Annotated in this window: 21 protein-coding genes; 2 read left to right on the top strand and 19 right to left on the bottom strand. The window is 45.1% G+C overall.

All coding sequences use genetic code 11. The features are described 5' to 3' along the window. Positions 1-41: 41 nt before the first annotated feature. The 5 genes from LCM20_RS04735 to LCM20_RS04715 form a co-directional block, all read right to left on the bottom strand. The gene (locus LCM20_RS04735; protein ID WP_225194286.1) at positions 42-692 is read right to left on the bottom strand and encodes a response regulator transcription factor; all 651 of its coding nucleotides are present in this window, start codon (positions 690-692) and stop codon (positions 42-44) included. Next, on the bottom strand, positions 689-3,013 hold the full coding sequence (locus LCM20_RS04730; RefSeq protein ID WP_225194285.1) for a sensor histidine kinase: 2,325 nt from the start codon (positions 3,011-3,013) through the stop codon (positions 689-691). Before LCM20_RS04730 ends, LCM20_RS04735 begins: the two co-directional genes overlap by 4 nt. Before the next feature lie 332 nt (positions 3,014-3,345). Further along, positions 3,346-4,110 (bottom strand): succinate dehydrogenase iron-sulfur subunit, encoded by a 765-nt coding sequence (gene sdhB, locus LCM20_RS04725; RefSeq protein ID WP_225194284.1) that lies wholly within the window; start codon positions 4,108-4,110, stop codon positions 3,346-3,348. A gap of 15 nt (positions 4,111-4,125) precedes the next feature. After that, a complete protein-coding gene (gene sdhA / locus LCM20_RS04720) occupies positions 4,126-5,877 on the bottom strand; it encodes a succinate dehydrogenase flavoprotein subunit (protein WP_225194283.1) in 1,752 nt (583 codons plus the stop codon). Between the two features lie 63 nt (positions 5,878-5,940). Next, entirely contained in the window at positions 5,941-6,555 is a 615-nt protein-coding gene (locus tag LCM20_RS04715; RefSeq protein WP_225194282.1) for a succinate dehydrogenase cytochrome b558 subunit, read from the bottom strand. 298 nt (positions 6,556-6,853) lie between these two features. On the opposite strand from LCM20_RS04715, the gene LCM20_RS04710 reads away from it, so the two are divergent. Next, the gene (locus LCM20_RS04710; protein WP_225194281.1) at positions 6,854-7,288 is read left to right on the top strand and encodes a YslB family protein; all 435 of its coding nucleotides are present in this window, start codon (positions 6,854-6,856) and stop codon (positions 7,286-7,288) included. Between the two features lie 15 nt (positions 7,289-7,303). Here the strand turns inward: LCM20_RS04710 and uvrC are convergent, their stop codons facing one another. The 12 genes from uvrC to zapA all read right to left on the bottom strand — a co-directional run bounded on the left by uvrC (position 7,304) and on the right by zapA (position 20,525). Beyond that, positions 7,304-9,103, bottom strand: a complete 1,800-nt coding sequence (gene uvrC, locus LCM20_RS04705) for an excinuclease ABC subunit UvrC (protein ID WP_225194280.1) — start codon at positions 9,101-9,103, stop codon at positions 7,304-7,306. Positions 9,104-9,250: 147 nt separating this feature from the next. Then, positions 9,251-9,565, bottom strand: coding sequence for a thioredoxin (gene trxA / locus LCM20_RS04700; RefSeq protein WP_225194279.1), 315 nt, complete (start codon positions 9,563-9,565; stop codon positions 9,251-9,253). Positions 9,566-9,702: 137 nt separating this feature from the next. Then, positions 9,703-10,683, bottom strand: a complete 981-nt coding sequence (locus tag LCM20_RS04695; RefSeq protein ID WP_225194278.1) for an electron transfer flavoprotein subunit alpha/FixB family protein — start codon at positions 10,681-10,683, stop codon at positions 9,703-9,705. A 26-nt stretch (positions 10,684-10,709) separates the two neighbouring features. Beyond that, positions 10,710-11,483 (bottom strand): electron transfer flavoprotein subunit beta/FixA family protein, encoded by a 774-nt coding sequence (locus LCM20_RS04690; RefSeq protein ID WP_225194277.1) that lies wholly within the window; start codon positions 11,481-11,483, stop codon positions 10,710-10,712. Between the two features lie 17 nt (positions 11,484-11,500). Further along, complete coding sequence (locus LCM20_RS04685) at positions 11,501-12,274, bottom strand: enoyl-CoA hydratase (RefSeq protein WP_225194276.1); 774 nt, start codon at positions 12,272-12,274, stop codon at positions 11,501-11,503. 13 nt (positions 12,275-12,287) lie between these two features. Further along, positions 12,288-12,878, bottom strand: a complete 591-nt coding sequence (locus LCM20_RS04680; protein ID WP_225194275.1) for a TetR/AcrR family transcriptional regulator — start codon at positions 12,876-12,878, stop codon at positions 12,288-12,290. A gap of 101 nt (positions 12,879-12,979) precedes the next feature. After that, on the bottom strand, positions 12,980-14,683 hold the full coding sequence (locus LCM20_RS04675) for a long-chain-fatty-acid--CoA ligase (RefSeq protein WP_225194274.1): 1,704 nt from the start codon (positions 14,681-14,683) through the stop codon (positions 12,980-12,982). A 366-nt stretch (positions 14,684-15,049) separates the two neighbouring features. Then, on the bottom strand, positions 15,050-15,457 hold the full coding sequence (locus LCM20_RS04670) for a DUF350 domain-containing protein (RefSeq protein WP_225194273.1): 408 nt from the start codon (positions 15,455-15,457) through the stop codon (positions 15,050-15,052). Positions 15,458-15,483: 26 nt separating this feature from the next. Then, positions 15,484-17,832 (bottom strand): endonuclease MutS2, encoded by a 2,349-nt coding sequence (locus LCM20_RS04665; RefSeq protein ID WP_225194272.1) that lies wholly within the window; start codon positions 17,830-17,832, stop codon positions 15,484-15,486. Between the two features lie 21 nt (positions 17,833-17,853). Next, positions 17,854-19,569: a DNA polymerase/3'-5' exonuclease PolX gene (gene polX / locus LCM20_RS04660; RefSeq protein WP_225194271.1), complete on the bottom strand. Its 1,716-nt coding sequence runs from the start codon at positions 19,567-19,569 to the stop codon at positions 17,854-17,856. A 128-nt stretch (positions 19,570-19,697) separates the two neighbouring features. Next, positions 19,698-20,240, bottom strand: a complete 543-nt coding sequence (locus LCM20_RS04655; protein WP_225194270.1) for a CvpA family protein — start codon at positions 20,238-20,240, stop codon at positions 19,698-19,700. A gap of 3 nt (positions 20,241-20,243) precedes the next feature. Beyond that, positions 20,244-20,525, bottom strand: coding sequence for a cell division protein ZapA (gene zapA, locus LCM20_RS04650; RefSeq protein WP_225194269.1), 282 nt, complete (start codon positions 20,523-20,525; stop codon positions 20,244-20,246). A 150-nt stretch (positions 20,526-20,675) separates the two neighbouring features. Here zapA and rnhC point away from each other — a divergent pair, with 150 nt between their 5' ends. Further along, positions 20,676-21,596, top strand: a complete 921-nt coding sequence (gene rnhC / locus LCM20_RS04645; RefSeq protein ID WP_225194268.1) for a ribonuclease HIII — start codon at positions 20,676-20,678, stop codon at positions 21,594-21,596. Between the two features lie 85 nt (positions 21,597-21,681). Here rnhC and pheT read toward each other — a convergent pair whose 3' ends face one another. Together pheT and pheS are read right to left on the bottom strand one after the other, a co-directional pair. Next, positions 21,682-24,108 (bottom strand): phenylalanine--tRNA ligase subunit beta, encoded by a 2,427-nt coding sequence (pheT, locus tag LCM20_RS04640; protein WP_225194267.1) that lies wholly within the window; start codon positions 24,106-24,108, stop codon positions 21,682-21,684. A gap of 16 nt (positions 24,109-24,124) precedes the next feature. After that, complete coding sequence (gene pheS / locus LCM20_RS04635; protein ID WP_225194266.1) at positions 24,125-25,159, bottom strand: phenylalanine--tRNA ligase subunit alpha; 1,035 nt, start codon at positions 25,157-25,159, stop codon at positions 24,125-24,127. Between the last annotated feature and the right edge of the window lie 137 nt (positions 25,160-25,296).

The following is a 25,296-nucleotide window of genomic DNA, read 5'->3' as shown; positions in this document are numbered from 1 at the left end:
TTTGTATCGTATGACCACAAAGGCCGCTCTGTGCTACAGGTTTATGATTTAGACACGAGCCCGAATTCCTGAGCTTTGTACAAGGCTTCTGTTCTCGATCTTACATTCAACTTATTGAAGATGCCAGTCAGTGTATATTCAACACTGCGCTGAGACATATGAAGCTGCTGTGCGATCTCACGATTGGTGAGGCCTGCCGCCACTTCTTTCAAAATGGACTGCTCTTTCTCGTTTAGTGAGATTTCACTTCCATCCGGCGATTCGGTCGTTTGACTGGCACTCGCTTCAGACCGGCGCAGCTGTTTAAATAAGTGAAGCGGAATGACGACTTCATCCCTCATCGCACATTCAATGGCTGTAACGAGTTGTTCGCTCGTTGCTGTCTTGCTGACAAAGCCGTTCACATTGGCTTCAACCAACATATTAAAGTGCGTACTCAAATCAAATCCGGTGTAGATCAATATCGTTAAATCGGGGTATTGCTTTCGGATCGACTTCGCAAGCTCGATTCCATTCATCCCCGGCATATATAAATCCAAGAGGAGAACGTCATAGGCATTCTCCTCTAATAATTTTTCTACTTTGCCACTTTGTTCAATCACATCGACTCTCATTCCCGATTGCTGCTCAAGCATTGTTCTGGTGCCTGCGCCAACAGCAGGGTGATCATCGACGATTAACACAGTCGTCATACATGTGCCTCCTTATTGACGGTACAAGGAAACGTAATCACAGCCTCAAACCCTTGACCAGGTGCTGTGGATATTTCAAGATTTCCATTCAATCCGTTCACACGCTGCTCAATTCCGGATAATCCGATATGCGAGAATAAGTCACGTTGAAAAGAGAAATCCATTCCTCGACCATTATCTGAATAGTGTAGGTTCACTTCGTTTTCATTGTTCGATAGTGATATCTTTACAATCTTCGCTCTTGAGTGCTTCATTGCGTTCGTAAGCAGTTCCTGGGCAATCCTGAAGATTGCAAGCACCCGCTCCTGATCCAGGTCAGCCGTGAAATTCTCCTCGGAAAAGTAGACGGTGAAATTCGATCTCAGCTGATATTGTTGGATCAAGTTCTTCAATGACTGGACAAGCCCCATTTCCTCGATGAACGCTGGCCGCAGTTCATTACACGTTTCGCGTATCAGGTGAATACTATCTAGAAGTGACTCCTTATACATCACAAGCTCCGAGTGAAGCGTCTTCGGAAGATCCTGCCTCTGACGGAGTAAGTCATCCATTTTTCGATATAAGAATAACTGCTCTTGAAGAACGGTATCGTGCAAATCAATGGAAAGCTGCTTCCTCTGGTTCTCGGCAATCGTAAACAACAATCGAGATAACCAAGTCGGGTACTTCTGAGTTTGGTCGTTTCTCAATCTACGCAACTCTTTTACAAGGTCTTCAATGAGATTCATATTTTCAATAGCGATATTTGCATTGTGAGAGATCGTCTGCAGATACGTTTTTTCATCACGGTTTAAAGTAGTAAAGTCGCGTTTTCCTTTACACCATAGCATCGTGATTTTGTCTAAAGAAAAACCGACAATGACCCCGAAGCCTTTTGAGCTCTCAATGATGGAGCCGACATCGTAATTGTGATTGTCGAGCTGCTTTCTTATATTCTCCATGATGTCGTCTGGAATTTGATCATAGACACAGTACATGTTCCGCTTGATGTGTTTGGAATAAATATAAATATCACGGACATTCATGACATTGTTGACTTCATCCCTCATGACCTTCATGAGATCTACAGCATTCGATTGGTCCTTCATATCTTTGGACATACGGTGCATGCTTTCCTGGAAGGAATAGCGTGCCGAGAATAGATAGCGTTGGAGTTTGAAGTCCAATGCCTCCTTCAAGGAAAGGAACGATATTAGAGTGACATAAACGAGCAAGAACGTCTGAATGCAGAGAATAACTGTTACAGCCTCCGTAAGCAGCCAGACCGTAAGGAACGTCAACAACAAAGTCGGCAGTAAGGATAGTAATGCATAATACCGAACACGGTTCATTACGAAACTAATATCGATCAACTGTTCCCTCGTAACTAAATACATGAACGTGATCGGCAATGCAACCAAGAAAAAGGCACCGATTTCAAGCGTTATGATCTTCACTCCGAACGAAAGTGCCGGAATCAAGTAAAGGAAGATATACGGAAAGAAGGCGATCGATATGCCGACACTCATATATTTAAAAATCGATCCGACTGGTGTGGATTTATAAATATATAAGCCTCTGTAAATAACCGTAAATAAGATTATATAAAGAATCAAAAGCAACCAATGAGGCACAGGGTTAAACCAAGCTGGATAATCCTGTGTAACTAAGAAATACTTCTCTAATAAAGATACAACAATGGTTATAAAATACAAGAAATATATAATTTTCTTTGAAAACCAATAGATATTTAACTCTTGAAAGTACTTGTACAAGAAATGAATCAAAATGACCGGAGCGATCAGAAACATCGCCGTATTCAGTAAGATGCTGTAAAGATCATCTCTCACAGCCCCACTATTACTCATATAGCCTAAAGCAGTGGCTAGGAAGAACAGGATCAACGTCCCCATCGAATACCTCGTAGGTACACGCTTATGGACCAGATAGGCAATCCCTAGAACGGAAACGAAAAACAAAATCGGGATCAGAATGTAAAAGGCCCAGTGCAAAGGGCTTGAGTTATCAATGTTGTCATACGTGTATTCCGTATCATTGTAAAACACCTTTAAACTCTCTGCCTTTTCCACTTCATTGAACATTTCAACAGACATATGACTTTCAGGTGGCTGATCATTGACGCTGATCACTCTTGCCCCGACAGGAACGAAATGCAGATCAGCCCAGCTCTCCCTCTCGATGTTCGTAATATAGTACTCACCATTCCGCTGTTCCAAATCAACCCCCACAAACGGTTGGTTGATCGAGATCATCGCAACATAACAGCCGGATACTATAAAGAATAATAATATCAGTATATGAAACCATTTCATTTTTTTCATATCATTCACCCTAATTAAAAATAACAATCATATTTATTATACTACTCATGTCATTGCCGGCAACCCCTATGGATCGAGGAGTTCCTTTATGAACCCATACATATTCTTCACACAATTAATCACCATATCAAAGATTTCATTCCAGGTGAACAATTTTTTACATGTTTTCTAGGTATACAAAATCACGGCATAGGACTTATGTTTGTTTCGACTCAACACGTGCAGACACTAAAAGTCAATTTGCCTCCAAAAAAAACAACAATATTTGCCCACAAAAAACCACGGCTCTCCTATAACATAAAGAGAAGCCGTGGTTTGTAAGCTCTTATACTTTAGATGCGCTGGTCACTACCGAAGAAGCTCTTGAACGATTCGATCGCTGTATCTCGGTTAAGTGCAGCGATCGAGGTCGTAAGTGGAATTCCTTTCGGACAGGATTGGACACAGTTCTGCGAGTTTCCGCATCCCATAAGTCCTTCTTCATCCATAATGGTCTGAAGTCTTTCACTCTTGTTCAAAGCACCTGTAGGGTGAGAATTGAACAAGCGGACTTGAGATAGTGGAGCTGGACCGATGAAGTCCGATTTGCTGTTTACGTTCGGACAAGCTTCGAGACAGACACCACATGTCATACATTTCGATAGTTCATATGCCCACTGACGCTTACTTTCCGGCATACGAGGTCCTGGTCCAAGATCGTACGTTCCATCAATCGGAACCCATGCTTTCACTTTCTTCAGTGAATCAAACATGCGGCTTCGGTCAACAGCTAAGTCACGATTGACCGGGAACGTGGTCATCGGAGCAAGACGAATCGGCTGTTCAAGCTGATCAACAAGAGCCGTACAGGACTGTCTTGGTGTTCCGTTAATGACCATGGAACACGCCCCGCACACTTCCTCGAGACATCCCATATCCCAGTAAACCGGAGTCGTTTTATCTCCGTTTGCATTTACAGGGTTACGACGGATTTCCATCAGTGCAGAAATGACGTTCATATTTTCACGGTAAGGAATTTCAAACGTTTCTTCGTAAGCATCCTGATCCGGGTGGTCTTGACGTGTAATAATAAACGTTATCGTTTTGTTTTCGCTCATCATCAACGACCTCCTTTATTTACTTTTCGAGTAGTCACGTTTCCGTGGCTCGATGAGAGAAGTATCAACATCTTCGTACGTAAAGACTGGCTTATTGTTCTCTTTATCATAAGTGGCGACAGTCGTCTTCAGCCACTCTTCGTCGTTACGATCCGGGAATTCCGGCTTGTAGTGGGCACCGCGGCTTTCGTTACGGTTAAGAGCTCCCTGAGTGATGACACGGGCCAATTGAAGCATGTTCCACAACTGACGCGTAAACATAGCTCCCTGGTTGCTCCAGCGGGATGTATCGTTAATGTTGATACGCTGATAACGGTCCATCAATTCAAGAATCTTCTCATCTGTCTTCTTAAGCTTCTCGTTCTCACGGACAACCGTCACGTTATCTGTCATCCACTCACCAAGTTCTTTATGAATCTGGTACGCGTTCTCTTCGCCATCCATTTTCATAATTTCATCGAACTTCGCTTGTTCTTCTTGTACTTTTTCTTCAAACAGCGTAGAAGTAAGGTCATCAGCAAGCTCATCCAGACCTGAAATGTATTTCACGGCGTTCGGTCCTGCAACCATTCCTCCATAGATAGAGGATAGAAGGGAGTTCGCTCCCAGACGGTTTCCTCCGTGCTGTGTATAATCACATTCTCCGGCCGCAAAGATACCTGGGATATGTGTCATCTGATCATAATCAACCCACATGCCGCCCATTGAATAGTGAACAGCCGGGAAGATCTTCATCGGTACTTTACGAGGGTCGTCCCCAACGAACTTCTCGTAGATCTCAATGATTCCGCCAAGCTTGACATCAAGCTCTTTTGGATCTTTGTGAGAAAGGTCTAAGTACACCATATTCTCGCCGTTGATGCCGAGTTTTTGGTTTACGCAGACATCGAAGATCTCACGTGTTGCGATGTCACGCGGAACAAGGTTTCCGTAAGCCGGATATTTCTCTTCAAGGAAGTACCAAGGCTCGCCGTCTTTATATGTCCAAACGCGTCCACCTTCACCACGTGCGGATTCACTCATGAGACGCAGTTTGTCATCCCCTGGGATCGCTGTCGGGTGAATCTGAATGAATTCACCGTTCGCATAACGGACGCCTTGCTGATACAAAGCACCTGCTGCAGAACCTGTATTGATGACGGAGTTCGTGGATTTACCAAAGATGATTCCTGGTCCACCCGTTGCCATAATCACAGCGTCAGCAGGGAATCCTTTGATTTCATGGGTACTCAAGTTCTGACCGACAACGCCTCGGCCAACACCCTTCTCATCCACGATCGCGGATAAGAATTCCCAGTTTTCATATTTTGTTACAAGACCGTTGACTTCGTGACGACGAACCTGCTCGTCCAAAGCATACAACAGCTGTTGACCAGTCGTTGCACCGGCGAAGGCTGTACGGTGGTGCTGGGTTCCACCGAAGCGGCGGAAATCAAGCAGTCCTTCTGGCGTACGGTTGAACATAACTCCCATACGGTCAAGCAGGTGAATGATACCAGGTGCGGCCTCACACATCGCTTTTACAGGAGGTTGGTTGGCAAGGAAGTCCCCACCATAGACCGTATCATCAAAGTGTTCCCAAGGAGAGTCCCCCTCCCCCTTCGTGTTTACCGCTCCGTTAATGCCGCCTTGCGCACATACAGAGTGAGAACGTTTAACAGGCACAATAGAAAGCAGATCAACGTGAACCCCTTGTTCTGCTGCTTTAATAGTTGCCATCAAACCGGCCAAGCCGCCGCCGACAACTACAATATTTTTATTCGACATGATTGAAGCTCACTCCCTAATTACGATATATCTACGTTTGTTATGATATGAGTTGCTTTACATTCAGTAAGCAAATGTGATCAAAGTTCGAACACCAACGTAAGAGATGGCAACGAAAATAATGATGCTTGCGTACGTCATAATCTTCTGTGAGCGAGGTGATACTGTAATTCCCCAGCTTACAAAGAAAGACCACAAGCCATTGGAGAAGTGGAACGTTGTTGAAACGACTCCAATTAGATAGAACCAGAAGAAGAACGGGTTCGTAAGTATTCCTTCCATTAACTGATAATTCAGTTCCTCACCGAAGAATCCGACAGCAATTCGTGTTTCCCACACGTGCCATGCAATGAAAATCAATGTAACGATTCCGGTAATACGTTGGAACATAAACATCCAGTTTCTGAAGTAACTGAAGTTCGAAAGGTTGTTTTTGGCCGTGAATGCAATATAAACTCCATAGATTGAATGGAATAGTAGTGGTAAGAAAATGATGAATATTTCCAGAACGTAACGATACGGTAGACTCTCCATAAAGTGAGCTGCCGCGTTAAACGCTTCTGGACCACGTGTTGCAAAATAGTTCACAGTCAAGTGCTGGATCAAAAAGATCCCAATTGGAATGACTCCTAGTAATGAATGTAATCTTCTGTTAACATACCCGCGCGTTCCCGCCATGTTTACCCCCCTCAAAATGTATAACTCTTTTCAATTGGTGCATTTTTCAGACAGTTAAGCGCTTTTATAACGCTGTAAAAAATAAAAAAGAAAATCCCCTCTTTTTTTGACCTTCGTCTGATGAACACACAATTTGTGACATATTTATTGTACTTCTATCCAGTAGGAGCGTCAAGAAAGCCGGGATATAAATTGCACGTTTTGACAGAAATATTACACCTTCTTATAAATCTCTCATAATGATTGCACACCTTAGGGTTTCGAGAGATAATGGGGAAAGGGAGAAAGGAATGAGTGTATGAACGCTGCAAACAAACTGACAACAGAGAATATTTCATCACTAGTGGGGACAGGCGCCGGCTTCGACATCCTGCGATACTATACACTGCCGGATTTCCTCGGGAAGGATGCCCCCTACCTGCTTTATCTAATGGGAAAAAACATCGCCAGACAAACTGAGCTCCACCAATTAGAAGATCTATATGAATTCTTTCAATATATGGGCTGGGGAGATTTGAGCTTGATCAAAGAAAAAAAGAGTGAAATGATCTTCCACTTGTCCGGACACCTTATCGAAAAACGACTACAGCAGAGCCTGTACCAAGTCGATTTCAAATTGGAATCAGGCTTCCTGGCCGAAACACTCGGTCAAACAACAGGGGATACATACGAATGTTTTGAGGAAGCAAATAAAAAAGAACATTACATCGAACTGAAAGCGATAAAAGCGTAAACGAAGAGCCAGGGATTACTCATCCACTGGCTCTTCTTCTTTTTCTTCATTTAATTGAACGAGGATCGTTTGAGCGACAGGCTCTGGAATCCCGAGCTTCGTAATATCTGCAAGATCTGCCTGCTTGATCTCCGTAACGGATTTGAAATGGCGCAAGAGCAGACGCCGGCGTTTCTGACCGACACCTGGAATACCATCCAGTTCGGATTGAATCGCCCCTTTCCCTCTCAGCTGTCTGTGGAAGGAGATCGCAAATCTGTGGACTTCATCCTGGATCCGCTGGACGAGATAGAACTCCTGGGACTGTCTGTTCAGGTCGATCACAGAAGGCGGGTCTCCATACAACAATTCACTGGTCTTGTGCTTGTCGTCTTTCGCAAGGCCGCACAACGGCACATCAATACCCAGTTCATTCTCTAATACGTCCTGAGCCGCTGACATTTGGCCTTTACCACCGTCAACGACGATGAGGTCTGGCAACGGCAGATCTTCTTTTAACACACGTTTATAGCGTCGTCTTACGACTTCACGCATCGTCTCGTAATCATCCGGGCCTTCGACGTCTCTGATTTTATATTTCCTGTACTCTTTTTTATTCGGCTTACCATCAATGAACACGACCATGGCCGAAACAGGATCCGCTCCCTGGATATTCGAGTTATCAAATGCCTCGATACGGTGAGGTGTTTCAATGTTCAAGTGTTCTCCGAGCGTTTCCACCGCTTTAATCGTCCGCTCCTCATCCCGCTCGATTAGAGCAAACTTCTCTTCTAAGGCGATTTGCGCATTTTTCATGGCAAGCTCGACAAGCTCTTTCTTACGGCCTCTCATCGGAATCATCACCTTAGGATCGATGATTTCTTCCAATGCCTCTACGTTCGTGGCAACAGGCACCAGTACCTGCTTAGGATAAGGGTGGTTCTGATGGAGATAGAACCGGCCGATATAGCTCAAGAATGTTTCTTCAGGGTCATCAAAGAATGGGAATAAAGATACATCGCGTTCGATCAGCTTCCCTTGACGGACGAAGAATACTTGGACACACATCCAGCCTTTATCATAAGAGTAACCGAATATGTCCCTGTCCACCCGGTCATTCATCGTCATTTTTTGCTGTTCCATCACCGATTCTATATGTTCGATCTGGTCACGCAATTCTTTTGCCCGCTCGAAGTCGAGTTCTTCTGATGCTTCGTACATTTTCCCCTTTAAATCCTTCTTAATCTCAGCATGTCCCCCATTCAGGAACGAAGTGATGCTCTGGACGATTTCCTGATTGGTTTCTTTAGTTACGGTGTATTCACAGGGACCGAGACATTGGTGCATATGATAGTACAAACATACACGGTCCGGCATCGTGTTACACTTTCTCAAAGGATACAACCGGTCGAGAAGTTTCTTCGTCTCACGTGCTGCGATCACGTTTGGATAAGGACCGAAGTATTTGCCCTTATCTTTCTTTACGTTCCTTGTAACGATTAGTCTCGGATGACGCTCTCCGGTAACCTTCAAATAAGGATACGTCTTATCATCCTTAAGCAGAACGTTATACTTCGGGTCGTACTTCTTGATTAAGTTCATCTCCAGGATGAGGGCTTCGATTTCAGAAGTGGTGACAATGTATTCGAAGTCCACAATTTCCCGGACCAAACGTTGGGTCTTCCCGTCATGAGCACCAGTAAAATAAGACCGTACCCGGTTCTTTAGCACTTTCGACTTTCCGACATAGATGACGGTTCCGTGTTTATCCTTCATTAAGTAACAGCCGGGTTGGTCCGGCAATACGGCTAACTTTTCTTTTATATTATCATTCACTATGGATCAACTCCGTTACGTGAGAAGATTTCTTTATTCAAAAATATCACATTTTCTACACACAGAACAGCCATTCGCCTTTCCCAGGGTGCTCCATTGAGAATAAAAAAAACCGCGCTGCGATTAAGCAGCGCGGTTCAATCCTTATTAGGAATGTTTTGTAATCAATTCAGCAAGTGCTTCTTTTGGTTGGAAGCCGATTACTTGATCTACGACTTTACCATCTTTGAAAAGAAGAAGTGTCGGAATACTCATTACACCGAACTTACCTGCTGTTTCCTGGTTTTCGTCAACGTCAAGTTTCACGATTTTAACTTGATCGCTCATTTCATCATCCAATTCCTCAAGAACTGGAGCGATCATTTTACAAGGTCCGCACCATGGCGCCCAAAAGTCCGCAAGTACAAGACCGTCATTAGTCTCTTCAGTAAAGTTCTGATCTGTAGCTTTAACAATAGCCATTAATTATTTCCTCCTCAAACTAACTTGATTAGAGTATATCACTATCTATTTTTAGTGACTAACAATTTGTTTATACCCCATTAAAACATGTAAGAAAGCCGATGCCAAATCATTGGCTCGGCTTTTCAGGTGAAAATTTAGGCATTGACTTTCATTTCTTTAATTTCTTCGATCAGCTTCGGTACCACATCGAACAAGTCCCCGACAATTCCATAATCCGCTACGTTGAATATGTTGGCTTCTGGATCTTTATTGATTGCAACGATTACTTTAGAGTTCGACATTCCGGCAAGGTGCTGGATTGCTCCGGAAATCCCGCAAGCTATATAGAGGTCTGGTGTAACGACTTTACCCGTCTGTCCGATTTGAAGGGAGTAGTCACAATATCCTGCATCACACGCTCCTCGGGAAGCACCGACTGTTCCACCGAGCACATCGGCAAGTTCAGTCAGTGGCTCAAACCCTTCCGCACTCTTCACTCCGCGTCCGCCGGCGATGATCACCTTCGCCTCAGAAAGGTCGATACCATCAGATGATTTGCGGATGACATCTTTAATGATTGTACGGATGTTTGTAATCGATACGTCCTTCTCTGTTACTTGACCTGTCAACGCATCGTTACGCTCAAGAGCTGGAATGTTGTTTGGGCGGATCGTAGCAAAAACAAGACCATCTGTTATCTCCTTTTTCTCAAAGGCTTTACCAGAGTAGATCGGACGCGTGAATACGATGTTTCCACCTTCTACAACTACTTCTGTTGCATCCGAAATCAATCCAGATTCAAGGCGGCTCGCAAGCTTCGGAGTTAAATCTTTCCCGATCGCTGTGTGCCCCATAATGATTCCTTCAGGGGATTCGTCGTTTATGACTTCCATGATGGCTTGGCTGTACCCATCAGATGTATACGTTTTCAATTCTGAGTTTGAAATTGTGATGACCTTCTCCGCTCCGTGGTAGACCATTTCTTGACCGAGCGCACTTAAGTCACCGTCCCCGCAAAGTACACCCACTACTTCTCCTCCATCACTGACAAGGTTCGCAGCTGCAATTGCTTCAAACGTTACGTTACGTAATGACCCTTCTCTTGCTTCTCCAATAACCAACACTTTTTTACTCATATCGTTTCTCCTTTCCCCTTTTCGATTTACAGGACTTTAGCTTCTGTTTTTAGTAGAGAGACTAGTTCTTTCACTTGCTCGTCTGTTTCCCCTTCAAGCACTTTCCCTGCTTGTTTTTCAGGAGGCAGGAAGATTTCAGTTGTCTTCGTTTTCGGCTCTACATCGTCTTCATCTAAATCCAAATCATCAATTTCCAGCTCTTCAAGAGGTTTTTTCTTCGCTTTCATAATTCCTGGAAGAGATGGATAACGTGGTTCGTTCAGACCCTGCTGACACGTGACAAGCAATGGAAGTGACGTTTCGACTTTCTCAACGTCCCCTTCTACATCCCGCTCGATGTTTGCTGTGCTTCCGTCAATCTCGATTTTCGTAATCGTTGTCACACAGGACATGTCAAGACGCTCAGCCAGGCGTGGACCTACTTGGCCACTGGCTTCATCAATGGCAACATTCCCTGCTAAGATGATATCCGCTTCCTTATCCTCAAAGAACGCCTCTAGGATTTTGACCGTTGTAAACTGGTCTCCCTCCTCCAGATCATCCTCTGTGTTGATCAATACCGCTTTATCTGCACCCATTGCCAGTGCTGTACGCAGCTGCTTCTCGGCGTCTTCTTCTCCGATCGTCACAACTGTGACTTCTCCACCGTGTTCATCACGCAGGTTGATGGCTTCTTCTACAGCATACTCGTCATAAGGATTGATGATGTATTCCGCACCATCATCCTCAATTCTGCCATTATTGATTCCAATCTTCTCTTCTGTATCGAACGTTCTTTTAAGTAGAACAAAAATATTCATTTTCGTACCCTCCTACACTATTTGTCTTTAAATTGTGGTTTTCTCTTTTCCATGAATGCTTGTATGCCTTCTTTAGCATCATCATTTCCGAATACTCGACCAAAGGCTGCCGCTTCCTTCTTGACACCTTCCTGCAATTGGGAAGTATGAGCATAAGGAATCAGCTTCATGACTTGATGGATGGATGGACCGCTTTTAGAAGCAATGGTCTCTGCCAGCTTCTCGGCTGCAGGTAGAAGCTCTTCATCTGAGAAGCTCTGATTGGCAAGCCCGTAACTTACTGCTTCTTCACCAGAAATCGGAACGCCCGTCAGCGTCATCTCATACGCTTTCGCCGATCCAACATACCTTGGAAGGCGCTGTGTTCCCGCAAATCCAGGAATGATTCCCAAGTTGATTTCCGGCAGGCCAATTTTGGCATCATGGGTGACATAACGAATGTGACAGGACATCGCAAGTTCAAGTCCACCTCCAAGTGCCGCCCCGTGAATCGCTGCAATCACCGGAATGTGAAAGTTCTCAATCCGATGAAAAAGCTGCTGCCCTTTGCTAGCTAAGGCTTCATAGTCAGAAGCCTCCTGAAATGATGTAAATTCTTTGATGTCTGCCCCTGCCGAGAAGAATTTCCCTTCCCCTTTGAGGAGAATGGCTTTGATTGATGAATCCTGTTCAATTTGATCGAGTTCGTTTGATAAATCCTTCAGTATGGTACTCGACAGTGCATTGGCAGGAGGACTTTCAATTGTAATGTTCGCTACATGATTTTCCTTGTGTACTGTAAGTGTCGACAAACCAATCTCTCCTTTATTGACCGGATCGGGCTAATCCATGAACGATCAAGCTATGGACTTCTTGCGCCTGGTCTACTATGTTATAACGTTGTTCTTTCATCACCCAGTTCGTAACCGTCTCATCCAATGTTCCGAAGATCATTTGGCGGACAAGACGGCGATCCAGGTTAGGACGGAACAACTCTTCTTCCACACCTTCTTCTATGATGGCATCAATCACATTCAAATAAGGCTTTAACACAAGATTGATCTTCTGTCTAAGTTCCTTATTGGACTGACGCAGCTCCAGCTGAGTCACTATAGCCAGATGATGATCGGCAGACAGCTGTTCGAAGTGCGTCTCCACCAGTGTCAGCAGCTTCTCTTCAGCGGTTTGCCTGGAAGTTGTTTCGTGCTCGATCTTTTCTATGAATTGCCCCATCTTTTCTTGGAAGAGGGAAACAAGAATATCTTCCTTGTTTTTGAAATAAAGATAAATGGTCCCGTCAGCAACTCCCGCCTGTTTGGCGATCTTAGAGACCTGCGAGCTATGATAGCCATTCTCGGCAATCACTATGACCGCTGCATCAATAATTTGTTTATATTTTGGTTTATTCTTTTTCATGATATCTCCTACCTTACCGAAAAATGAATGACTGTTCATTCACTTATCATTCTACAGGCAGGAAAATATTCTGTCAACTTTCTTTCAGGAATTCCTTTGTCTTACTGAACACTTTCTGATCCCTCTAACTTTTCTCTTTCTTCTTCCACTAATTTACGACGTAAAATTTTACCGACTGCAGTCTTCGGCAGCTCATCACGGAACTCGTAAATACGCGGCACTTTATAGGCGGCCATGTTCTTACGGCAGTATTCATTCAGCTCGTCTTCCGTAATCTCACTGCCTTGTTTCTTCACAATGAATGCTTTGACCGTTTCTCCTCTATACGGATCAGGTACACCGACAATGACCGCTTCCTGTATTTCTGAATGCTCATACAAGACTTCTTCCACTTCACGCGGGTAAATGTTATATCCACCTGCAATAATCATATCCTTTTTACGGTCAACCACATAGAAATAACCATCATCATTCATATAACCCATGTCGCCTGTACGGAACCAGCCGTCTTCACTTAGAACTTGTGCTGTCTCCTCTGGTCGATTCCAATAGCCCCTCATTACTTGAGGACCTTTCACTACGATTTCTCCAATCTCACCGTGCTCAGCTTCTTCATCCATATCCATTCTGAAGATTTTCGCATCGGTATCCGGCCACGGAACGCCAATACTTCCGCTGACTCGTTTACCCCAGACAAAATTCGAATGCGTGACAGGAGACGTTTCCGTCAGACCATACCCTTCTACGAGCTTACCTCCCGTAATCTTTTCAAATTGTTCCTGGACTTCTACCGGCAAAGGAGCTGATCCACTGATACAAGCTTCAATAGAAGAAAGATCATACTTCTTCAAACTAGGGTGGTTCAACAACGCAATATAAATGGTCGGTGCTCCCGGGAATAAAGTAGGTCTCTGCTTCTCGATGACTTTCAACACATCTTCCGCCTCAAACTTCGGCATCAAGATCATTTTGTTCCCCATCATGACCGATAAGTTCATAACAGAGGTCATCCCGTACACGTGGAAGAATGGGAGAATGGCCAGCACCGTTTCTTCCCCGTCTTTGCATTTATAAAGCCATTTTTTCGACATCTGTGTGTTGACGACAAGGTTGAAGTGAGTGAGCATAACACCTTTAGGGAATCCGGTTGTTCCTCCTGTATATTGAAGGAGAGCTAAATCTTCAGATGGATCGATGTCCACATGTTTCACTTCTCCATCACTGCTGTCCATCATATGAGACCAGATGTGAGTATCCGATGATTGTTCCGGCTTCACCAGCACTTGGTATTGACGCTTCTGGATGAACGGATAGATCTTGTTCTTAGGAAACGGCAGATAATCCTTTATTCCCGTGACGATAATATGCTCAAGCGGGATATTCGGCTTCACATTCGCCGCTTTCGGATAGAGAATATCGAGACAGATGATCATTTTGGCACCAGAGTCTTTCAACTGGTACTCCAATTCTCGTTCCATATAGAGTGGATTCGTCTGTACAACGATCCCTCCAGCCATCAGAATCCCGTAATAGGCAATGACGGACTGCGGACAGTTCGGCAGCATGATGGAAACGCGGTCCCCTTTTTCAAGACCAAGGTCCTGAAGGTAAGAGGCTACGGACTTCGCCTGATCATAGACTTCTTGATAGGTGAGTTCTTTCCCCATAAAATAAAGCGCTTTCTTTTCTCCGTAAAGCTTTGCACTCTCTTCTAAATATTCGTGCAACGGCTTCAAATCATACTCCAATGTTGCTGGGACTTCGGGTGGATAATGCTCGTGCCATGGACGTTGAAAATTTGTCATACACAACTACCCCCTTTAAGTGCTATATCTTTATTATAACGATTTAATTGTTTGATTTGAAATAAAATTTAAAAAATTTCAGTAATTTTCAGGGGTTTTATGTAAGATTATTGCTGTGAAAGGCATTCATAATCCGTAGAACACAGTGAAAGTCAATCCTTTGTTCAAGCTCATGATTAAAAATCCTTCCAGGTTGAAAAAGAAAAAGTTTCAGACTGCTCCACACTGAGCCCTATTGAAAACAAAAAGCAACCGCCTTAACGGTTGCTTTTTCGCCTATACCATAAAAAACAAGATGCCGACAACCAGAAAGACAGCGGCTACGACCATCAATACTTTCGCGAGTGTTTCCATACTGTATTCCCCTTAAATAATATTCGCTCCGATCACATAAGAAAGTCCAACAGATATGATCAAGGAAATGAATCCAACGGCCCGGTTGTCCCTCGCAATCTCTTCATCAATCTTAAAGGATGGAGTCAGAAATTCATAAATGAAATAACCGGAGAGTAATAGAATAAATCCGAACAACCCCCAGCCCATCGTTTGGATTAATGAGTCGTTGTGTTCAATCGAAAATCGAAAGATATTGGCGATACCGAAGATCTTCCCTCCGGTCGCCATAGCGACGGCTAGATTGCCTTCTTTAATTTCTTTCCAATTGTTATACGATGTCACGAGTTCGAAAATAGCCATAAATACGACTAAACATAATACAACCACACTATATCTGGCCGCTGTTTCAATTAAGGTGTATTCCCAAAAACCGCTCATGATCTGTACGCTCCCTTATCCAACATTTACTTCAATTCTAACACGGTTACGCCGCTTCCGCCTTCATTCATTCCACCTGCTCGGTAACCTGAAATGCTGCGGTGATTCTTCGCATAATTCTGGACAGCTGTTCTCAAAGCACCTGTCCCTTTCCCGTGAATGATCGAAACGGTCGGATAAGCGGCAAGGAGGGCATCGTCCACATATTTCTCCAATCGATTCAGAGCATCTTCATACCGTTCTCCTCGCAGGTCGAGTTCCGGTTTGACGTGGAATCCTTTTCCTTTGACTTTCGCCATCGGCTTCTCCTTATAAGGCGTTTCGGCTTTAATGAACTCGAGGTCCTTACGCTTCGCTTTCACTTTCATTACGCCGACTTGTACTTGGTATTCATTCTTACCCGTCTGATCGACAATTGTTCCGTTCTGGTTAAGTGTGAGCAGTTTCACTTCGTCGCCTGCTTTCAATTCGCGCGTTTCTTTCTTAGGAGCAGGCGCCTGCTTTTTCTGCTCTTTTTTCGCAAGGTTCGGCTGTGCTTCCTCAAACATTTTTCTTGCTTCGATCCATTCGTGTTCTTTCATCCCAGCTTGAGACTTCATGTTTCGGATTTCACCGACAATCATCTCAGCCTCTTCACGGGCCTGTTGGATCGCTTTTTCCGCTTTATCTTCTGCTTTTTTATAGAGCTTCTCGCGCTTTTCATCGAATTGATCCCACTTCGACTGAAGATCATTTCGCAGCTTCTCTACTTCTTCCAGCACGCGTTCCGCTTCTTCGTAATCCTTCTCTGCTCCGCGCTTGGATTCTTCAAGTGATGCAATCATATTCTCCACGCTTTGAGAATCAACTCCGACTTTCTCTTTGGATGATTCGATAATGCTCTCACTTAAACCGAGTCGTCTTGAAATTTCAAAGGCATTACTTCGTCCCGGTACACCGATTAATAATCGGTACGTCGGTCGTAGTGTTTGGACGTCAAACTCCACTGATGCGTTCACGACCCCTGGACGATTGTATCCGTATGCTTTCAACTCAGGGTAGTGGGTCGTTGCGATGACGCGTGCATCACGCTTCACGACTTCATCCAAAATGGACATGGCAAGCGCTGCCCCTTCTTGAGGGTCTGTACCGGCGCCAAGCTCATCAAACAGGACAAGCGAACGGTGATTTACCTTGTCCAGAATGTCTACGATATTCGTCATATGGGACGAGAACGTTGATAGGCTTTGCTCAATCGACTGCTCGTCCCCGATATCAGCGAAGACTTCGTCAAAGACAGACAGTTCACATCCATCAAGTGCCGGAATCTGCAAGCCGGACTGAGCCATCAATGTACACAAACCGACAAGCTTCAAGGTTACCGTTTTACCACCTGTGTTCGGTCCCGTGATGACGATGGATGTGTAATCTTCACCAATTTCGATATCATTCGGAACCACTTCGTCTTCATCAATAAGAGGGTGTCTCGCCTGCTGCATCTTGATGATGCCTTGGTCATTCATCTTCGGCATCGAAGCTTTCATCGTCTTACCCAGCTTGGCACGGGCAAACATGAAGTCTACTTTGGCAAGGACGGAAACATTATGATAAAGAGGGGCATTCTCTTCTGCAATGGCATCCGACAATTCCTTCAGAATACGGTCGATTTCATGTTTTTCTTTGACGCGTGCTTCTTGAAGCTGGTTATTCACTTCGACCACGGACTGAGGTTCAATGAATAATGTAGCACCGGAAGAGGATTGATCGTGTACAATCCCGCCGATCGAACCGCGGTATTCCTGTTTAACAGGAAGCACGTATCGGTCGTTTCGAATCGTGACAATAGAGTCGGATAACATCTTGGATTTCGAGCGGGTTAAGCTGTCCATCTTTTCGCGGACGCGGCTTTCATACGTGCGGATACTTGACCTTATCGATCTTAACTTATCCGAAGCCCCATCCATCACGGTTCCATTCTCATCGATACAATTCCGGATCTCTTGTTCCAATTCCTTCATCGGAGCAATCTCATCTACGAGACTACGCAGAATGGGTATTTCAGGCTCTTCCATGTCCTCGATGAAGCGGCGTAGCATACGTCCCCCATAAATGGTGCTCGCCACATCCAATGCTTCGAGCGCAGACAATGTCCCACCAATCGTCGTTCGTTTCAAGCTGGGCTTGATATTGAAAATGCCACCGAGAGGCACGTGTCCTTTCAGACGGAGCACTTGGGCAGCTTCGTCCGTTTCACGCTGCCATTCCTGCACCTCTTCCAAGTCTGATGATGGCTTTAGTGCCGAAATTTTTTCTTTTCCGAGAGAGGAGGCGGCCTGCTCGCTCAATTGGTCGATTATTTTTTTATATTCTAAAACGTGAAGGATTCGTTGATTCATCTTTCCGTCTCCTTTACTTTACTATCGATTATCAAACTTCTTCATTAGTTGTTCTTTGGACCATGTGTTGATCACAGTATCTTTACGGAGCCAGCCTTTTCGTGCTGCTCCGACGCCGACTTTCATATGGTCAAGCATCGGGTAGCTGTGAGCATCGGTGTTGATCGCAATCGTTACGCCCTCTTCCTGAGCTCTCATCAGCCACTCCCAGCTTAAATCCAGTCGATTCGGGTTGGCATTCAGCTCTAAGATCGTTCCCGTGCGTTTCGCTCCCGCTATCAACTCTTCGAGGTTGATCTTATACCCGTCACGTCTACCGATCAGACGACCTGTCGGGTGGGCGATCATGTCAACATGGGGATTCTCAAGCGCCTGATTGATGCGTTCCATAATCTGCTCTTCTGATTGAGTAAAGCTTGAGTGAATAGAGGCGATGACAAAGTCCATCTCTTTCAGAAAATCATCATCAAAATCTAATGTTGCATCGGGCAGGATGTCCATTTCCACTCCAGCAAATATATGAAAGTCATCCATGGATTGGTTCACTTTATCGATTTCTTCCCGCTGCATACGGAGACGCTTTTCATCGAGTCCGTTTGCGACACGTAAGAACTTCGAGTGATCGGTCATGGCTATATAATCGTACCCTTTTGCTTTTGCTTTTTCTGCCATTTCTTTTATGGACTGTGCTCCATCACTCCATGTCGAGTGCATGTGCAAGTCCCCTTTGATGTCTTCTGTCTGGATCAGGTCGACAGGCTCTTTGAACTTGTCCACTTCTCCGTAGTTTTCACGCACTTCAGGCGGGATGAAGTGGAGACCGAAATGTTTAAAGAAGTCTTCTTCTGTTTCAAACGTTTTGACCTCACCTGTTTGTGCGTGCTCGACTCCGTATTCGTTGATCTTCTCTTCCTGCTCTTTAGCAAGCTGGCGCATCGCCACATTGTGATCCTTTGAACCAGTAAAATGATGCAGAGTGGTCGCAAACTCGTCTGGAGCAACGATACGGAAGTCAATGCCGATATCATACGTCTCCCTTAAAACAATCGATACTTTTGTTTCACCGGAAGCGACCACTTCCTGAATGCCTGGGTAGCTGAGTAATTCATCTCTTGTAGCCCCTGGATTCTCTGATGCGATAATGAAATCCAGATCCTTAATGGTTTCACGCATTCTTCTCAAACTTCCCGCACGTGAAAAACGCGAGAAGGTTTCTGCCTCGCTTAAGAACTGTTCGATTCTTTCAGCCAAAGGCAGCATGAGAGCGATTGGAAGACGCTCAGGCCTGCTTCCCGCATCTTCCAATGATTTCAGCATTTTCTCAGCGGACTTCTTCCCGAAGCCATCCAACGCTTCCACTTTGCCTGACTCAAGCGCTTCTTTCAGGGAGGAAGCATCCGTTACGCCTAGTTCCTTGTACAATTTTGCCAGCTTCTTCCCGCCAAGGCCCTGAAGGTCAAGCAGCGGAACGAGTCCTGCCGGAACTTCTGCCTGAAGCTGCTTTAAGGTATCGGATTCCTCATTTTCGACATACTCTTCAATCACAGAAGCCGTCCCTTTGCCGATTCCTTTCATTTTCGTAAAGTCATCGATTTCACTCAGTGAACGGTCATCCCTTTCCAAAGCTTGGGAAGCTTTGCGATATGCTGATATTTTAAATGGATTTTCACCCTTCAACTCTAAATAGACCGCGATTTTCTCTAATAACTTAATCACTTGTTTCTTATCTACAGCCATGAAAACATCTCCTTATCTAAAAGTGAGCATTCATTATCTTATCCTGTCCACGTTCAATCTCTTCCATTGTAAAAAAAGCCGCTATGATTGTCATCACAGCGGCTTTCCTCTTAAAACCCCAGTCTTCATCAGCCAGCTACGTGCTCGAACCATAATGTTTTCAGCTGCTCAGAAAACACTGGTGTCCGCTCAATAATAAATTGAGCCAGGAACGATCCATCTAAGGCATTCTGCACGAGTTCTAACGGAACGAGTGCAGCTATGTACAAGATGACGAACATAATGACATAGGTTTCAATGAATCCGAGTACACCACCGAGCAAACTATTAAATGAGTTCAGAATCGGTAGTTCTGAAACAAAGTCCAGCATCGAAGCGATGATATGTAGGATGATCTTCGTACCAAAGAATAATATGGAAAACGCAACAGCATTATAGAAAGCCTGCTCCAGGTCCAAGTTCTCTACGAACACAGCCCACGTCGCATCTTCAGGAAGCTCAGGATAAGGTACCCAGAGCGTCAGCTTAGGAGACAAATCATCGTAGTACATGACGGCAACAACAAAGGCAACGATGAATCCGACAAGATGAAGCAACTGAAGGATGAAGCCTCTTTTTAATCCGGTATAAATTCCTATCAATAAAATAAACAATAACAGTAAATCAATCATGACCTATTCGTCCTCTTCCTCTTTCTTTTCTATATAGTTCATCAGTTCCGTACATTCTTCTTTAAGCTTTATATATTCGTTCATTGTATTCACAGCGGTCAGTACGGCGAGCTTAGCCGTATCCAGGCTCGGATTAGCCTCATGGATTTCACGCATTTTCTGATCGACAAGGCTGGATACCATACGGATATGATGGGGCTCTTCATGACCAACTATAGTGTAAGAACGTTTATTGATCTCCACTGTAATTCTTTTTTTCTCTTGGTCTGACTGCGACACGTCCATACCCCCTAGTTTCTCAATCCTAAACTTAATATTAACATGAAGGTTGACAATTAGGAAACCAATAAGGATGTTTTTCACAAATGTTCTTTTCAAACAAAAGCTTTGATATAATAGTGAACATCTCGAACTCTATATAGAAGGGAACGGCTTATGTCACACATTGTCTTAAAACTACCGAAATCAAAACTGGAAACGATGAAAGCTCACTATTCCACTCAATTGAAAGCGACTCCAAACAATGCTTATTTCGCTGCCAAAACACCATCATGCGTGATCACGGCCTACCTGTCCGGTAAAGTCCTTTTCCAAGGCAAAGACCCTGAAGCGGAAGCAGATAAATGGGGAGATGCTTCCAAGAAAGAAGCAAAGCCCAAAAAACAGGAGCACGGATATCATCCACCCGAATCTCTGTTCACTTCAAGCCACATCGGCTCTGATGAAGCTGGTACTGGGGACTATTTCGGGCCGATTACTGTTGCCTGTGCGTATGTTCAGGATCATCAGATCAACCAACTGAAAGCGATCGGGGTGAGGGACTCCAAGAATTTATCTGACCCTCAGATTACAGATCTTGCAAAGCGGATTGTCGAAATGAAGATTCCTTACAGCCTTCTTAGACTTCCGAATAAAAAATACAATCAACTTCAGCGAAAAGGGTGGACTCAAGGAAAGATGAAAACCATCCTCCACCACCAGGCCATCGAGAAGCTACTTCAAAAAATCGAGCCTGAAAAACCGAAAGGCATTCTGATTGATCAGTTCTCTCAACCGAACGTCTATCAAAAGCACCTTCGCAGCGAAAAACAATCTCTTCAGAACGATGTCTATTTCATGACCAAAGCAGAAAGTTATTCCATTGCGGTTGCTGTCGGGTCGATCATCGCGCGATCGGCGTTCGTGAAGGCTATGAATCAGCTTGAGATGGATACAGGCCTCGACGTCCCGAAAGGCGCCTCCGGCAAAGTTGACCGAGCCGCAGCTGAAATGATCCGTCATTACGGAGAAGAGAAGTTAGAAGAAGTCGCCAAAGTGCACTTTGCCAATACGGAAAAAGCCAAGAAGCTCCTATAATCATTAATCTAAACATGATATATAAGAAAAACCCGGACGAAACATCGTCCGGGTTTTGTTTGTCTCATATTCTATCTCACGATGATTAACTACGCAGTTCTGCTGCGTGTTGTTCCTTCACGGCATTCAGAATGTTCTCATGTGCCGCTTCTACTTCTTCATCTTTCAGCGTACGCTGTGGATCCAAGTATAGGAGGTTGAACGCAAGAGATTTCTTGCCTTCTGTCAGGTGCTCACCTTGGTAAAGGTCAAACACTTGCACATCTTTCACGAGCGGTGCCCCTGCTTCTGCAATGGTAGAAGCGATCTCACCAGCTGCCACCTCTTCATCGACAACAAGAGCGATGTCGCGTGATACAGATGGGTAACGAGGAATCGTCTGGAACGCTTCTTCTTTGTTATATTGATCCATCAGCTCTTCGGCGTTCAGGTCGAATACGTACGTTTCCTTCAATCCAAATTCTTTTTGAAGCTTCGGATGGACTTGACCGATGAATCCAATTTCCTTGCCACCAGCTTTGATGACAGCTGCACGACCAGGGTGTAGGTTCTGAAGCTTAGCTTTTTCATATTCGAACGGAATATCAAGCTGTTCACTCAGCCCTTCGACAATACCTTTCGCAACGAAGAAGTCAACAGCCTTCTTCTCCTGCTGCCAAGGGTGAGCCATCCACTGACCTGTCAGTGCACCCGCTGCACGCAGTACTTCACGCGGCTGCTTGGTTACTTGCTCTTCTTCACTGATGAAGACCGTACCGATTTCGTAATAAGCAAGATCGTTCTGCTTACGAGCTACGTTGTAGGATAGAGACTGCAGAAGTTCAGGTAACAGGCTCAGACGTAAATGGCTGTGCTCTTCACTCATCGGCATGGCAAGTCCTACAGGTGATGCCGCTTCACGCTGAACCTCCGGGCTGACAAGCATTTCGGCCCAGTCCTTTTTCGTCAAGGAGTACGTGATCGTCTCATCTAAGCCAGCGCCTTCGAAGTAGGCTTTCATTCTACGCTTCAGCTGCTGGTTCAATGATAATCCACCCGCTTGGGAAGCCCCTTTTGGAAGCGTGAACGGCAGACGGTCATAGCCGTAAATACGCGCTATCTCTTCGAGCATATCTTCAAAGCGTTCAATATCACCGCGGCGTGTCGGGACAGAAATATGGAACACCTCTCCGTCTTGTTTGAACGTGAACTGCAGCCTGCGGAGAATGTGACCAATCTCTTCAGGTGAGATTTCTGTGCCGAGACGGTCATTGATCCGGCTCGTCTCAATGGAAACTTGTTTCTCCGAACGGTCCAGCTCATCGAAGCTGACGACACCTTGTAAAACCGTTCCTCCCGCATATTCCTGCAGAAGCTGAGCGGCACGCTTACCGGCACGCTCTACGCGGTTCGGGTCGACCCCTTTTTCAAAACGAGTGCTCGATTCACTACGCAGTCCGTGGTCCTTCGAAGACTGACGGACGACAGCTGGATTGAAGTAGGCCGCTTCGAGAAGAATCGTCTTCGTATCATCCTGCACTTCCGATTCAGCACCACCCATTACACCCGCTATGGCGTGAGCCTTTTCTCCATTGGTAATGACTAAGTGATCCGCTGTAAGCGTACGATCCTGGTCATCTAACGTCTTGATGACTTCCCCGTCATTTGCACGGCGCGTCACGATGACATCTGAACCGAATCGGTCGTAGTCGAATGCGTGAAGCGGCTGACCGTACTCAAGCAGGACGTAGTTCGTGATGTCTACGACGTTGTTGATCGGGCGGATACCCGATGCTGTCAGGCGGTTCTGCATCCATAGAGGAGATGGACCGACTTTGACATCCTGAATTACGAAAGCTCCATAATAAGGGTTAGCCTCTGCATCCTCTACTTTTACGGTTACATGGTCAGCAGCCTTTTCGTCCGCTTCTTCCAACTGCTCTTCGGCAAGCGTATAGCTTCCATCGATCGCAGCTGCTACTTCATAGGCGACACCTGCCATACTCATGGCGTCCGCACGGTTCGGCGTTAAGCCAAGCTCGATGATTTTGTCATTCAGGTTCAACAGTTGAACGGCATCTTTCCCTGTTTCCACGGATTCAGGGAATACGAAGATCCCTTCTTTGTATTCTTCCGGTACATCTTTTTCATCATAACCAAGCTCTTGAAGCGAACAGATCATTCCGTTTGATTCCTCACCGCGAAGCTTCGTCTTTTTAATCTTGAAGTTGCCTGGGAGCACGGCACCTGGAACGGCGACCGGTACTTTCTGACCTTGTGCAATGTTTGGTGCACCACAGACGATTTGCAAGGTCTCTTCGCCAACATTCACTTGGCATAAAGAAAGCTTGTCTGCATTCGGGTGTTGTTCGCATGACTCGACATAGCCGACGACGACATGCTCAGCCGCTTCTGCAACCGGCTCGACACCTTCCACTTCGATTCCTGTTTTTGTAATGATTTCTGCTAATTCTTCAGGGTTATAATCCGTTACATCGATAAGTTCATTTAACCAGTTTAATGATACGAGCATTTTGTGAGTTCCTCCTTTAGGCTTTATGGTATTGCTTTAAGAATCGGGCATCGTTCGTGTAGAAGTGACGGATGTCGTCCACACCATATTTCAGCATTGCGATACGCTCAGGTCCCATTCCAAAGGCAAAACCGGAATATTCTTTCGGATCGTATCCAGCCATTTCAAGAACATTCGGGTGAACCATACCGCCACCAAGGATTTCAATCCATCCTGTCTGCTTACAAACTGAACAACCTTTACCTCCACACACTTTACAGGAGATGTCCATTTCAACAGATGGCTCTGTGAACGGGAAGAAGCTCGGACGCAGACGGATATCTCGGTCTTCTCCGAACATCTGCTTCGCAAATGCGTTCAGAACACCCTTCAAATCACTCATTCGTACATCTTTATCTACAAGCAGTCCTTCAATTTGAGTGAACTGGTGAGAGTGCGTCGCATCATCTGTGTCACGACGATACACTTTACCAGGACAGATCATTTTGACGACTTCATCTCCATTTTTCTGATTCATTGTACGTGCTTGGACAGGAGACGTATGGGTACGCATAAGGAGTTCTTCCGTTACGTAGAAGGAATCCTGCATATCACGGGCCGGGTGTCCCTTCGGAAGGTTCAAGGCCTCGAAGTTGTAATAATCGGTCTCTACTTCAGGTCCTTCTTTGATTTCGAAGCCCATCCCGATGAACAAGTCTTCGATTTCTTCGACGATACTCGTCAATAAGTGCGGTCCACCGACCTGCACCGGACGTCCTGGAAGGGTGACATCAATGCTTTCTTCTTCCAGCTGTTTCTCAAGCGCCTCATCCTCGAAACGAGTCTGCTTGGAATCGATGGCCTCTGCAATGTTTTCCCGTACTTCGTTCGCAAGCTGACCAATAACCGGACGTTCTTCTTTGGAAAGTTTCCCCATTCCTCTAAGAACTTCTGTGATCGGTCCTTTTTTCCCTAAGTATTCAACACGAACATCTTTCAAGCTTTTAACATCTGTTGCTTGTTCGACTTTCTGCAGCGCTTCCTGCTTCAACTGCTCTAAACGTTCCTTCATGTCTGTTTCCTCCTTTAAGAAAAATAAAAAAAGCCTCATCCCCTGAAAAAAGGGACGAGACTTGTAGTTGTTGTTTCGCGGTACCACCCTTGTTGACACATACGTGCCCACTTTGGTTTGAATAACGGCCTGAAGAC

It is taken from the genome of Halobacillus litoralis (assembly GCF_020171725.1).
Taxonomy (GTDB): domain Bacteria; phylum Bacillota; class Bacilli; order Bacillales; family Halobacillaceae; genus Halobacillus; species Halobacillus litoralis_F.
This window is presented reverse-complemented; position numbering and strand designations above follow the sequence as displayed.

Excerpts from the sequence above, each read along its gene's own strand:
- LCM20_RS04735 (WP_225194286.1), bottom strand. The coding sequence starts at position 692 with ATGACGACTGTGTTAATCGTCGATGATCACCCTGCTGTTGGCGCAGGC.
- LCM20_RS04730 (WP_225194285.1), bottom strand. The coding sequence starts at position 3,013 with ATGAAAAAAATGAAATGGTTTCATATACTGATATTATTATTCTTTATA.
- sdhB (WP_225194284.1), bottom strand. The coding sequence starts at position 4,110 with ATGAGCGAAAACAAAACGATAACGTTTATTATTACACGTCAAGACCAC.
- sdhA (WP_225194283.1), bottom strand. The coding sequence starts at position 5,877 with ATGTCGAATAAAAATATTGTAGTTGTCGGCGGCGGCTTGGCCGGTTTG.
- LCM20_RS04715 (WP_225194282.1), bottom strand. The coding sequence starts at position 6,555 with ATGGCGGGAACGCGCGGGTATGTTAACAGAAGATTACATTCATTACTA.
- LCM20_RS04710 (WP_225194281.1), top strand. The coding sequence starts at position 6,854 with ATGAACGCTGCAAACAAACTGACAACAGAGAATATTTCATCACTAGTG.
- trxA (WP_225194279.1), bottom strand. The coding sequence starts at position 9,565 with ATGGCTATTGTTAAAGCTACAGATCAGAACTTTACTGAAGAGACTAAT.
- LCM20_RS04695 (WP_225194278.1), bottom strand. The coding sequence starts at position 10,683 with ATGAGTAAAAAAGTGTTGGTTATTGGAGAAGCAAGAGAAGGGTCATTA.
- LCM20_RS04690 (WP_225194277.1), bottom strand. The coding sequence starts at position 11,483 with ATGAATATTTTTGTTCTACTTAAAAGAACGTTCGATACAGAAGAGAAG.
- LCM20_RS04680 (WP_225194275.1), bottom strand. The coding sequence starts at position 12,878 with ATGAAAAAGAATAAACCAAAATATAAACAAATTATTGATGCAGCGGTC.
- LCM20_RS04675 (WP_225194274.1), bottom strand. The coding sequence starts at position 14,683 with ATGACAAATTTTCAACGTCCATGGCACGAGCATTATCCACCCGAAGTC.
- LCM20_RS04670 (WP_225194273.1), bottom strand. The coding sequence starts at position 15,457 with ATGAGCGGTTTTTGGGAATACACCTTAATTGAAACAGCGGCCAGATAT.
- LCM20_RS04665 (WP_225194272.1), bottom strand. The coding sequence starts at position 17,832 with ATGAATCAACGAATCCTTCACGTTTTAGAATATAAAAAAATAATCGAC.
- polX (WP_225194271.1), bottom strand. The coding sequence starts at position 19,569 with ATGGCTGTAGATAAGAAACAAGTGATTAAGTTATTAGAGAAAATCGCG.
- LCM20_RS04655 (WP_225194270.1), bottom strand. The coding sequence starts at position 20,240 with ATGATTGATTTACTGTTATTGTTTATTTTATTGATAGGAATTTATACC.
- zapA (WP_225194269.1), bottom strand. The coding sequence starts at position 20,525 with ATGGACGTGTCGCAGTCAGACCAAGAGAAAAAAAGAATTACAGTGGAG.
- rnhC (WP_225194268.1), top strand. The coding sequence starts at position 20,676 with ATGTCACACATTGTCTTAAAACTACCGAAATCAAAACTGGAAACGATG.
- pheT (WP_225194267.1), bottom strand. The coding sequence starts at position 24,108 with ATGCTCGTATCATTAAACTGGTTAAATGAACTTATCGATGTAACGGAT.
- pheS (WP_225194266.1), bottom strand. The coding sequence starts at position 25,159 with ATGAAGGAACGTTTAGAGCAGTTGAAGCAGGAAGCGCTGCAGAAAGTC.